12 protein-coding genes are annotated in these 10279 nt (G+C 57.7%); 6 read left to right on the top strand and 6 right to left on the bottom strand.

Annotated elements, in window-relative coordinates; all coding sequences use genetic code 11:
* On the bottom strand, positions 1-69 hold a 69-nt coding region (locus MST27_RS20750; protein WP_243607794.1), incomplete at its 3' end, for a MerR family DNA-binding transcriptional regulator.
* A 98-nt stretch (positions 70-167) separates the two neighbouring features.
* Here MST27_RS20750 and MST27_RS20745 point away from each other — a divergent pair.
* From MST27_RS20745 to lspA, 5 genes are all read left to right on the top strand, one after another.
* The gene (locus tag MST27_RS20745; RefSeq protein ID WP_031693306.1) at positions 168-1064 is read left to right on the top strand and encodes a cation efflux transmembrane domain-containing protein; all 897 of its coding nucleotides are present in this window, start codon (positions 168-170) and stop codon (positions 1062-1064) included.
* A 142-nt stretch (positions 1065-1206) separates the two neighbouring features.
* A complete protein-coding gene (locus MST27_RS20740) occupies positions 1207-1968 on the top strand; it encodes a ZIP family metal transporter (protein ID WP_023294897.1) in 762 nt (253 codons plus the stop codon).
* Between the two features lie 156 nt (positions 1969-2124).
* Entirely contained in the window at positions 2125-3450 is a 1326-nt protein-coding gene (lnt, locus tag MST27_RS20735; protein ID WP_476756136.1) for an apolipoprotein N-acyltransferase, read from the top strand.
* Positions 3366-3773, top strand: a complete 408-nt coding sequence (locus MST27_RS22470; protein ID WP_338052464.1) for an apolipoprotein N-acyltransferase — start codon at positions 3366-3368, stop codon at positions 3771-3773. Before lnt ends, MST27_RS22470 begins: the two co-directional genes overlap by 85 nt.
* Before the next feature lie 53 nt (positions 3774-3826).
* Entirely contained in the window at positions 3827-4348 is a 522-nt protein-coding gene (gene lspA, locus MST27_RS20730) for a signal peptidase II (RefSeq protein WP_008930575.1), read from the top strand.
* Positions 4349-5186: 838 nt separating this feature from the next.
* On the opposite strand, the gene MST27_RS20720 is transcribed toward lspA, so the two are convergent.
* From MST27_RS20720 to MST27_RS20705, 4 genes are all read right to left on the bottom strand, one after another.
* Entirely contained in the window at positions 5187-6056 is an 870-nt protein-coding gene (locus MST27_RS20720; RefSeq protein WP_031693806.1) for a hypothetical protein, read from the bottom strand.
* 683 nt (positions 6057-6739) lie between these two features.
* Positions 6740-7576 carry a TIGR04255 family protein gene (locus tag MST27_RS20715; protein WP_031693807.1) on the bottom strand — a complete coding sequence of 279 codons (837 nt, stop codon included), beginning with the start codon at positions 7574-7576 and terminating at the stop codon, positions 6740-6742.
* Positions 7577-7709: 133 nt separating this feature from the next.
* Positions 7710-9101, bottom strand: coding sequence for a DEAD/DEAH box helicase (locus MST27_RS20710; RefSeq protein ID WP_243607793.1), 1392 nt, complete (start codon positions 9099-9101; stop codon positions 7710-7712).
* Positions 9098-9682: a hypothetical protein gene (locus MST27_RS20705; RefSeq protein ID WP_126624708.1), complete on the bottom strand. Its 585-nt coding sequence runs from the start codon at positions 9680-9682 to the stop codon at positions 9098-9100. The genes MST27_RS20710 and MST27_RS20705 overlap by 4 nt, the downstream gene beginning before the upstream one ends.
* 103 nt (positions 9683-9785) lie before the next feature.
* On the opposite strand from MST27_RS20705, the gene MST27_RS20700 reads away from it, so the two are divergent.
* Complete coding sequence (locus MST27_RS20700) at positions 9786-10013, top strand: helix-turn-helix domain-containing protein (RefSeq protein WP_126624709.1); 228 nt, start codon at positions 9786-9788, stop codon at positions 10011-10013.
* Here MST27_RS20700 and MST27_RS20695 read toward each other — a convergent pair.
* Positions 10010-10228: a BPSL0761 family protein gene (locus tag MST27_RS20695; protein WP_126624710.1), complete on the bottom strand. Its 219-nt coding sequence runs from the start codon at positions 10226-10228 to the stop codon at positions 10010-10012. The two genes, MST27_RS20700 and MST27_RS20695, sit on opposite strands and share 4 nt — an antisense overlap.
* Between the last annotated feature and the right edge of the window lie 51 nt (positions 10229-10279).

The following is a 10279-nucleotide window of genomic DNA, read 5'->3' as shown; positions in this document are numbered from 1 at the left end:
CTGCTGCTCATAGAAGCGGATCGTCTGCGTGTCGATACCCGCTATCTGGGCTAACTGACCAATGCGCATCAGGCTTACTCCTCAACGGATCATCTGTCCCATTGACCTTATAGTAGCTATATAGTTTTTAATACTAGCAATCTATGTTGGTTAACTGGAGCCGTATCGTGAGTAAAGCCTGTGGTGGCCCATGTAGCTGCGATGCAACGCCTGCAGCGGATACCGATATGCCGGTCTCCTCCGAAGCGTCAGGGGAATGGGTCAGCGTGTATGCTGTGCCGAAGATGGATTGTCCCTCAGAAGAACGGATGATCCGCTTGGCGCTGAACGGCTTTGATGAGATTCGAACGCTGTCCTTCGACTTGTCGAACCGCCGATTGGAGGTCGTGCATGACGGCGAGGCTGAGCCCATTACCGCGAAACTGGCGACCTTGGGGCTAGGCGCCTCTCTTCAGGAAACCGTCATTGCCGACCCAGAGACGATCAAGGCCGCTAAGAGCTCGGCAGTCTCTGCTACGCAGGAGTCAGGCACTCTGCGCGTGTTGCTCGGTATCAATGCGATCATGTTCGTGGTGGAAATGACTGCTGGCCTGATCGCCCAGTCTACCGGCCTGATCGCTGATTCCCTGGATATGTTTGCCGATGCAGCCGTCTATGGCCTGGCTCTCTATGCCGTAGGGCGCAGTGCGAAAATGCAGGTACGTGCCGCGCATCTGGCAGGGGTACTGCAACTGATTTTGGCTATCGGCGTACTCGTCGAGGTGGTGCGACGCTTTGTTTTCGGTAGTGAGCCTGAATCGCTGATGATGATGGCGATCGCCTTCGTCGCGTTGATCGCCAATACCGGTTGCCTGCTGTTGATATCCAAGCACCGCGAAGGCGGCGCGCATATGAAGGCAAGCTGGATATTCTCGGCCAATGATGTGGTGATCAACATGGGCGTCATCGCCGCCGGTGCCTTGGTCGCCTGGACGGGGTCCAGCTACCCTGACCTGATTATCGGTACCATCGTGGGCCTGATCGTCCTCAACGGCGCTCGGCGCATCCTGGCGCTCAAGGGGTGAGGCTGCACGGTACGCAGCTATCGATGCCTGGGACACTTGATCGAAGTGGCTGTACAAGCGCGCTAGGCCTGAACGACAGCATATAGCGCGAAGGCTCGGAGCCAGCAAGGTAGCGTATCTAGGAATCAACCAAGGAAGGAAGATGATGGATAGTATCTGGCTGGTACTCGGCCTGGCGCTGTTGCCCGCCTTAGGCAATTTTAGTGGTGGGCTCGCTGCGGAGGCCTCCCGAACTACCGGGCGCCGTCTCAATTACGCCCTTCACGGCGCTGCCGGCCTCGTCATTGCGGTGGTGGCGGTTGAAATCATGCCGCGCGTGCTAGAGAACCTCTCAGCCTGGGTAATCGCCCTCGCTTTCGCGCTGGGCGGCATTGCTTACGTAGGTATCGAGAAGCTCGTTGAGAGTCTCCAGAAGCGACAAGGCCAGCAGGGAGAAGGCGGTCAGACGAGTGTCTGGATGATCTATATCGCCGTATCCATCGACCTGTTCAGCGATGGCCTCCTGATCGGGGCGGGGTCGGCGGTCTCACCGTCGGTCGCGATAATCCTGGCGGCGGGTCAGGTTCTCGCCGATGTTCCTGAGGGCTTTGCGACGATCGCCACCATGAAAGATAAAGGAATCCCTCGTAGCAAGCGGATACTGCTCTCTGCTTCCTTCGCGATTCCTGTGCTCTCGGCAGCCGTCTTTGCTTACTTCGTACTCAGGAACCAGACGGAGGCATTTAAGCTAGCGGCACTGACGTTCACGGCAGGCCTTCTCACGGTCGCTGCCATCGAAGATATGGTCTCCGAGGCTCACGAGAGCGGTGACGATACGCACATCTCACCGCTGGCTTTCATAGGCGGCTTCGTCCTGTTCGTTCTGGTATCAGCGGGCTTGGAAGGGGTGGTATCGCAAAGCTAACGTACTGCTCCCCAACACAGCCACTGTCGTGCTGGCCGAATACGAAGCAGCTCCCAGCTTACGGCGCACCTAGTCGAGTCCAGAAACATTCACTTTGCCACCCTGGCCAGCCGGCCGAATGAATTGACGCAGCTTGATTAAGCGGAGCAAGAAAGCATGAGCCACAGGGTTGATCCTGGATTCGGAGGCGAGAGAGCATTGGGTGATAAGTGCGCGCTACCCTCTAGCCTATACACGGGCGTGCGCTATAAGCCGCTTCTGACAGGGGGGATGGCTCTACTTGCTGGAGGCGCCATGCCGCTTGCCTTTGCCCCTGTGGGCTGGGCATGGCTTGCGGTGATCGCTCTGGCAACATTTTTTGTCCTGACCGCGCAGTCTTCAAGGCGTCAGGCGCTGTGGTCGGCCTACCTCTTTGGCCTTGGCTACTTCGGCGTGGGTGTCTCCTGGGTCTTTATCAGCATTAGCCAGTACGGCAATGGCCCCGTGGTGGCGGTGTTAGTCACGGCGGCCTTTGTCTCGCTGCTCGCCCTCTTTCCATGGGGCGTCGCGTACCTCGTGCGCTGCCTGCGCCCTGAGATGGATGCAATGGCACTCTGGCTAGGGCTACCTGCGGCATGGGTGCTGAGTGAATGGATGCGCACCTGGTTCTTGACCGGCTTTCCCTGGCTCTTCATTGGCTACAGCCAGACCGACACCACACTTGCCACTATCGCTCCCGTCTTTGGCGTGCTTGGCGTGAGTTTACTGGTGGCACTTCTCGCTGGCGGGCTTGCCTGGGTTGTCCAGGGGCCAAGCCTGCGCCGTGCTGCGGTAGTCGGTGCCGTGTTAGTCGCTACCCTCGCCGGCTTGCAACTGCTGGATCGTGAATGGACGCAGCCAGCCGCTGACCCGATCGATGTCGTCCTCTTGCAAGGAAACATCGCGCAAGACAAGAAATGGGACCCGAGATACCGGGACATCACACTTGAGCGCTATCAGGCGCTTACCGCGCAGCATCTCGGAGCCGATATCGTGATCTGGCCAGAAGCGGCAATCCCGATGTGGCATGACCAGGCCAAAGCATATCTTGCTGAGCTTGAGGCGTTAGCCGATCAGGCAGGCACATCGTTAATGATTGGCGTCCCGGTACGCGAGGCGGAGGGCCGTACCTACAACGCCGTGGTAAGCCTCTCCGATCCCTCAGGCTTCTACTACAAACGCCACCTGGTGCCCTTCGGTGAATATGTTCCGTTTCGGGATCTTTTGGGGTCGGCCCTCGACGTGCTCGGGGCGCCCATGTCCGACTTCACACCGGGACGGGAAGCGCACGTCCTGAATGCAGCAGGGGTGCCCGTAGGGNNNCGCCTATGTCCGATTTCACACCAGGACGGGAAGCGCACGTCCTTAACGCAGCGGGTGTGCCCGTCGGAGCACTCATCTGCTACGAGGCGGTCTTTGGTGCTGAAGTCACGGAACTTCTGCCCGAAGCGCAGTTACTGGTGAATGTCAGCAACGATGCTTGGTTCGGCAGCTCAATCGGCCCTCTCCAGCACTTCCAGATGGTCCGCATGCGTGCCATCGAAACCGGACGTGACCTTCTTCGAGCCACGAACACCGGTATCACAGCAGCCATCAATCATGAGGGCAAAGTGCTCAAGCGTGCTCCGCAGTTCGAAGTGGCCACCCTCAGCGCCGAAGTGACACCGCGAACTGGCGCGCCCCCTTATGTACGCTGGCGGGATTGGCCTGTTCTTGGCCTGACCGCACTCGGACTCGGCCTGCTCCTGCTCCGTCGAATTCGTCGGCATCATCGGTTGGGTACATGACGCTTGTTATTTAGCAGCGAGCAAATTCTAGATTGGGTCAGGAGGAAGGGGATATGTCTACTTATGGCAGTCGGCTCGCAGAGAAAGCCCACGAGCCGGGAAAGGCGATGCGCTGGCTGTGGCTCTCGCTCCTGTTACTGTTTGTCGATCAGGCGAGCAAGTACCTTGCCAGCACCATGCTAGCGCATGGTGAAAGCGTGCCTGCCGCACCCTTCTTCAATTGGGTCCACCGCCACAATACGGGGGCGGCCTTCAGCTTTCTCGCGGATGTCGGCGGTTGGCAGCAGCCGCTTTTCATCGGACTGGCCCTGGTTATCTCGATATTACTGGTGTACTGGCTTTGGCGTTCACCACGCGTACTGAGTTATCGGCTCGCCCTCAGTGCGATCCTCGGCGGCGCGTTGGGCAATGTCGCAGATCGCTTGCGGTTAGGCTACGTAGAGGATTTTCTCGATTTTCACTATGCCCAGTGGCACTGGCCATCGTTCAACCTAGCGGACGTATGGATCTTCCTCGGTGTCGCCCTCTTTATTTGGGCGGAAATACGACATCAACCAGGCAGCCGCCGCCGCTGAATCGCCTAGCGTCTTCGCTATCGCATGCTTGACTTCCGGAATAGGCGCGTCCTGGGCCTTGATAAGGCGGCACGCCTTCATGAGCCAGCTGTAAGTTCCTGATGCACGACTGCTGCCAAGGGCTCTGCTGCATCCTAACCAATCTGGAAGAGCGCACCCTGCTGGACCTGCTACCCGGTCGTCAGCAAGAGAGGGTGACAAGTGCGAATCGATGAGAAAGCAGGTGAAGAAATTGACGGCGCCGGGCGCCTCAGATTAACAATGCAACCCCTGCGTCGCTGCGCTCCGACTGCCTGTCCGAATGATCGTGGAACAGGTGTCCGGATCAGTGTGGGCTGAGTGTCCGAATGGCGTGGAATCCGCACTATACCACCAAGCACAAGAAGAAGGCGCCACAAGTCAAGGAATCCCCGTTTCTGGGCAGAGCCACCATGACCTACAACATGGGACTCCCCGAGCCTGAGAAGAACTTCGGTGTCGATCTATCAACCTTCTGGAAGGACTAAGGGTTGGATGGGGCTGGAAGGCCCATCAACCACTTAATCCGGATACCCCTTTAAATTTAACGCGTCACCAAAAAGGAATGGCTGGTATGGTGGCCATCTAGCCAGACGTAGCACGCTTGGCTATAGCTCCGACCTTTCCAAGCAGTGAACCTTTCTCCTCGTTGGGGACCTGCTCCCCCGATCAGATCACTCTTTCGACAGTGAATAAACTGCTTCGAGTCGAGCGCGATGTTAAAGGCCATAACGCTGTGGACTCAGCAAATTCGATAGCTAAGCCCAGCCACGCCTTACCGCTCCTAGTATGATCACCATACTGGCAGGCGACTCTTCGACTAATCCGGGTCTTCACCTTCTGCGGGAGCCTCATCCTCTTCGCCAATGCTCAGCCAGTCGTGCTGGTTATAGCGAACGAAGTCCTCGGCATCGAGCATTGTGAAGTCTTGGAGGACCGTGACCTCCGCTCCTTCGAAGATTAATCCCTCGCTTACCTGCCTACTCACACCAACCATGTTGGTTAGCTCAGCTTGCAGCTCTGTGGCCTGGCGGGCGTGCTCTCGCTTCGTTAGGAAGCGGAAGAGAACCTCATATGGTTCTGCGGGCTCCTGGATCTCACACTTGGGGTTAAAGGAAACCCAAGCACTAGCGAGCATGTGGTTATTCCTTTTCAAGAATTCGTCCACAAGCATGGCGATACCTTGCATACCATCATGACCGATCTCCGCCTTCAGGCGCTCGACCAAGGTGTCCGGCATAGCAATTCGGTTGTAGGCATGCGACATCCAGAAGGAGAAAGTTCGACGTTGATCCTCGTTCAACGTGACAGCCGCATTTCGATGCTGAGTCGGGAGAACTGCCCGGCTAGTCCACACCCGTCGATGGATTTTCAGCTCGAAGATTTGTTTTGCAGCAATTTCAAGCTGCAACGTTCGAGGGTTAAGAGCATTCAGATATGGTAAATATGACTTTTTCTTGACCTTAATAGCCACCCACTCTACCAACGGTGCGTCATCGAAAATTCGTGCATGCACCGTGCAAGAATGAGACGCAAGCACCCAGAAATCAGGAGCCTTTCCGTCAAATTGGGATGCCAACACATCGGCAGGGATATGCGGCATCAAGCCTTCACCTGAAACGATATCTCCTTGCAGCCAACCAGCAACGCTGATTGCTTTTACAACCTCATCTCCAGGTGTGTCAGTCATGTATCAAACCGAATGAGAACCGCCCGATTTCTCCAACCTGGCTATGGTCTTTAGATCCCTCTCACGCAGTTGCTGAGCTTTACCTATTAGCTCAGCAACCACCCCATTGACTCCGGCGGCACCGTCCTGAGCCCATGCCTTATCAGAGAGAGTGTCCTGAATGAGACGCCCATCTGAGGTAGGGTAAAATAGCACTCGTTGTAGATATGGTACGTCTTCCGACCTGACCTGCCGGAGAGCTTCCGTCAAAGCACCAAGCCGCTCCGGAAAACCAGTCGCAGTCTTTCCTGTCCGCCAATTGTACACTGTCTGCCGAGACACATTGAACATCTCGGCAATGGAGCTATCTGACAACTTGTATTCGCTACGAAGCTCTTCGATGAGGTACGGAGCCACCTCATCGGTAATGTCGGGGCGACTGGTATCAACCTCGGTCCACTCTCCCCCCGTCAAGCTGTAAGGGCTTATTCCTGCAGAGCCGATGAGCCGAGGTGAGATCTCACCTCCGCTGGTTGGGGTAGCTGCAGTCATGACTGCCAGCATGGCTGAAAAAGCCAACGCCATTGCAGGACTAACCGTGCTCGTAGCAACACGAGGAGCGATTTCCGGACTCTCCCATCTCAGTGCAGATGCAGTAGGGGCTCCACCAGCCTGGCCTACCCATTGCCCGGTAATTATGGTAGTCATCTTGACCTCCCCCAAACCTCAAAGGCGTGATCTTTAGCTACGGTCCTGAAAGCAAAATTAGCAGTCTTATGCAGCTTATCGAGCCTGCCACAGATTTCTTCAGTGCCTAGCCTCTCAGTCATAGGAATTGGCCAATAGGCGTCGGTATCTAGAAGCGCACCATTTTCACTAACAGGCACGAACGCACTCTGTTGTTGACCGAAAGGCTTGGAAGGCTGCCGAGTTTGCTTAGCGATCTCGAAGACCATAGCTGGTTCCGCCAAGTCGTCCGGTATCCACATACCAGTCTGACGCCAGCACCTGATGTGTAGGAACTCAGGATCTAGCTGATAGGTAGTGGTGGACACACCCAGTAGAGCTTTTGCCTCCCTCTCCGCGAGCACCTCACACTTGAGAGGTAGCAGCGTATCTGGAAGATAATCTGCGAGAGTCTCTCCATCTAGTGGTTCGATTTTGTCGACATAACGCATCCCTATACCAGCTACGTCGAGGCCGCCAGCCTGCTTTGTCAAGGCCATCAAGCACTCTCGAAAGAGCTCCAGATGGTTGGCAAAATGCAAGTAGTTCGTGCTTTGCAGGATCAGGTGATCCATGCCCAGAACGCAAGCGTACTCAGCATTACGGTCTAGGAAGGCCCACGAATTCGGTTCTGACCCTTGCACGATACCAGGCTGCGTGCTTTTGACCATTTGGAAAAACCCGGGAAGGCGATCCCGAATAGCCTGATGGATGTCTGGAATGAGCTGGGGAAGCTTAAGAATGGGAGAAAATCTCACCACGCTGAACACATAGATTAGTGGTGCCCCTGCTAGTACCCCTTCGCGCTCAGTCATGATCAATTCCTCCGCCACCCCAAATAGGGGCAGGATTCTACATCATTTGACAAGTCCTTTGACAAGAACTGTATAGCACAGCCTTACGCCTTGACAAGCGATCGTCGAGGTTCGATTGATGACGCTCGCCTCCTCAAAAGCAAGCCAACAGCAGCTGCCGGTAGTGCTGAGAAAAACTGACCTGATAGCTCGGCTCGGCAGAAAAATCCCCCAGAGAGTAGCCGCCCGCCGCACCAGCCCTTGGAGGCCGCCCAGCTTCGCCACCACTGCGACCATCGGCCTCGCTGCCAGCCCCCATCCCACCAGCCATCGAGCCAGAAGGGGCGGCGGCCATCTGCACCTGGCTCAGCACCGCCAAGTCATCCGGCAGATCATCCGCAATCCGCTCGGCAAAGCTACGCAATGTGGGCTCCGCCAGCATGAACAACCAGGCCTGGTCATCAGGTGCACCGATGCGCCGCAGCACCCGCCCCAGGACTTGCCGGTAGTGCAGCTCAGTACGGATGCGGCTGAGGTAGCAGCACACCTGCAGGCGGGGGATATCCGTACCCTCGCTGATCATCCCAACAGCGACGATCCAGCGGCAGTCGCTGCGCCTGAACGCATTGATCACCTGTTGGGCATCCGGAGTCCGGTTGGTCACTACGCGGCAACCGTCCCCTCTGGCTTCCAGAGCCTGGGCAATCTGCTGGGCGTGCTCAATATCGGTGGCGACCACCAGGCCGGCTGCATCCGGCTTGATCTGGCGAAGCTCATCCAGCTTGGCGCATCCCAGGCCGAGCAGTTGGTCGATCACCTCGTCATGGCGCAACAGCTCTTCGAAGGTGACGGGGGATTCACCAAGCAGCTTGGCGATGCTGGGGAACAGCCTGACGGTGCTCTCGGTCTCCAGTTCTTCAGTTAGCTTCACCTTCTGGTTATCGAGAAGGACGATGCGGGGCGCGCGGCACACCCCGTCGGCAATGGCCTCCCTCAGGCCATAGCGGTAATCGCAGATCAGGTGTCCCTCGGGGGACGAGTAGCGGGCCAAGGCAATGGCTCGGTCGTCCGAGCGCCATGGCGTGCCGGACAACGCCAAGGTGAAAGCGGCGCGATCCTGTATCCGTTGCAGGATCTGCTGTCCCCAGGCGTTGCTCAGCAGCGGATCATGCCCGGCGCAATGATGAATCTCGTCGAAGACAGCGAATACGCGGTAGTCGTCGAGGAGCCGCCAGAACGCCTCGTCACGGTAATCCATGGCCTGATAGGTATACGCAGCCCCCACAGCACCGAGCAGTCCATCTAGGCGCTTGCCGAGCACCGCCGCGAAGGTCGAGCGGAAGCCGTCGACGACCTGGCACGACGGTGCGAAGCACAGCACCAGATCGATCTTCCTTTGTTCCAGCAGGCAGCGGGCCAGTTCTGCAGCCATGCGCGTCTTGCCTGCGCCCGGAGTTGCTTGGCAGAAAAAGTGTGGCGAGGAAAGGAAGTGCTCCAGCGCCGTATCGATGCAGCGGCGCTGCCAGTCTCGCAGTGATGATGTCATCGCGTAGAGGCAAGCGTCTTGAGCGTCTTCTCGACAGCGCGAAGGTGTCCCAGCAGCCGCGAGCTGCGATCTCTGGCCTCCAAGTACTCGCCTTCGACCTTGTCGCGCAGATGCGGCATGTCATCGAGGAGCTGCTTGTAGCGCTCCGCCTCGCCCATCGCCGACAGGAAGTCCAGCCGGATTTCCTTGAGAAGAACTTCCAGATGCTGCTCCGCATCGGATGAAGGGTTGGATGGCACGCTTCCGTGCTCGGGGACTGACGGCTCCGGCTCGCACACGGCCTTGAGGCTGTTCTCGAACCCACCGTCGACCAGCTCCAGCTGCAGGTTCTCCGGGAACGGTTGCAGGTGGTAGACCTGTCCACGCGAGCGGCGCTCTTCATCAGGCAAGAGCCAACCTGCGCGGAGCATGCGACGGATCTGCTCGTATACATAGCGGCGCACATCGCCAAGACGGAAGGTCAGGCCTCCCAGGCGCTGGGCATAGGCATCCCGCAGCTCTCGGGTCGTGAACTGTGAGCGCCCTTCCTCTTGAAGCAGCTCATACAGGCGCCTGTCGAGGATGAACGTGGCGGGTTTCATACAGGCCCCCAAGGGGTCGTAGCGGAGAAATGCGGATTATAGTCCGTGGTCTATGCGTCCGCAAACGCAGGATAGTGCTGCCTCAAATGCAGTTGAGGCGGTCATGAATCAGTTGGCGAAAGCGTTGGGGGCACGCATCCGGACGCAGAGAAAGGCCTGTCGGCTTTCTCAGGATGCACTGGCGCTGGCCTGCAGCATCGACCGCAGCTACATGGGACGCATCGAGCGTGGCGAGGTGAACATCACCGTCGAGAAGCTGTACCGCATCGCCAGCCTGCTGAGCTGCGATCCAGCTTCCCTCCTGCCTCCAGTGTCGGAGTTACAGGGCTAGTCGATCCTGGAGCTCAGGAAAACCCACGGCAGGCCATCTTCGCGCTGCTCCTCCACCTTCCCGGCAAGCAGCACCTCATCGGCGGTTGGGTAATGACGCAACAGGCGATGCGCCTCCGTGCGCACGGCCTCAGGCAGTGCCTTATCACGAGACAAGTCGACCAGAAACTCGCGAGCTTGGATGATTGCGCGGGTGCGCTCACTCGGCATTGTCATGTTTTCCCCTCATGCAAGGCCCGACGGCCATAACGCCGTCGAGTACGGTCA

The organism is Stutzerimonas marianensis, from assembly GCF_022810315.1.
Taxonomy (GTDB): domain Bacteria; phylum Pseudomonadota; class Gammaproteobacteria; order Pseudomonadales; family Pseudomonadaceae; genus Stutzerimonas; species Stutzerimonas marianensis.
This window is presented reverse-complemented; position numbering and strand designations above follow the sequence as displayed.

Bases quoted from the DNA above. Each gene is read 5' to 3' on its own strand.
- MST27_RS20700 (WP_126624709.1), top strand. From the start codon at position 9,786: ATGAATCAGTTGGCGAAAGCGTTGGGGGCACGCATCCGGACGCAGAGA.
- MST27_RS20715 (WP_031693807.1), bottom strand. From the start codon at position 7,576: ATGACTGAGCGCGAAGGGGTACTAGCAGGGGCACCACTAATCTATGTG.
- lspA (WP_008930575.1), top strand. From the start codon at position 3,827: ATGTCTACTTATGGCAGTCGGCTCGCAGAGAAAGCCCACGAGCCGGGA.
- MST27_RS20695 (WP_126624710.1), bottom strand. From the start codon at position 10,228: ATGACAATGCCGAGTGAGCGCACCCGCGCAATCATCCAAGCTCGCGAG.
- MST27_RS20740 (WP_023294897.1), top strand. From the start codon at position 1,207: ATGATGGATAGTATCTGGCTGGTACTCGGCCTGGCGCTGTTGCCCGCC.
- MST27_RS20710 (WP_243607793.1), bottom strand. From the start codon at position 9,101: ATGACATCATCACTGCGAGACTGGCAGCGCCGCTGCATCGATACGGCG.
- MST27_RS20720 (WP_031693806.1), bottom strand. From the start codon at position 6,056: ATGACTGACACACCTGGAGATGAGGTTGTAAAAGCAATCAGCGTTGCT.
- MST27_RS20705 (WP_126624708.1), bottom strand. From the start codon at position 9,682: ATGAAACCCGCCACGTTCATCCTCGACAGGCGCCTGTATGAGCTGCTT.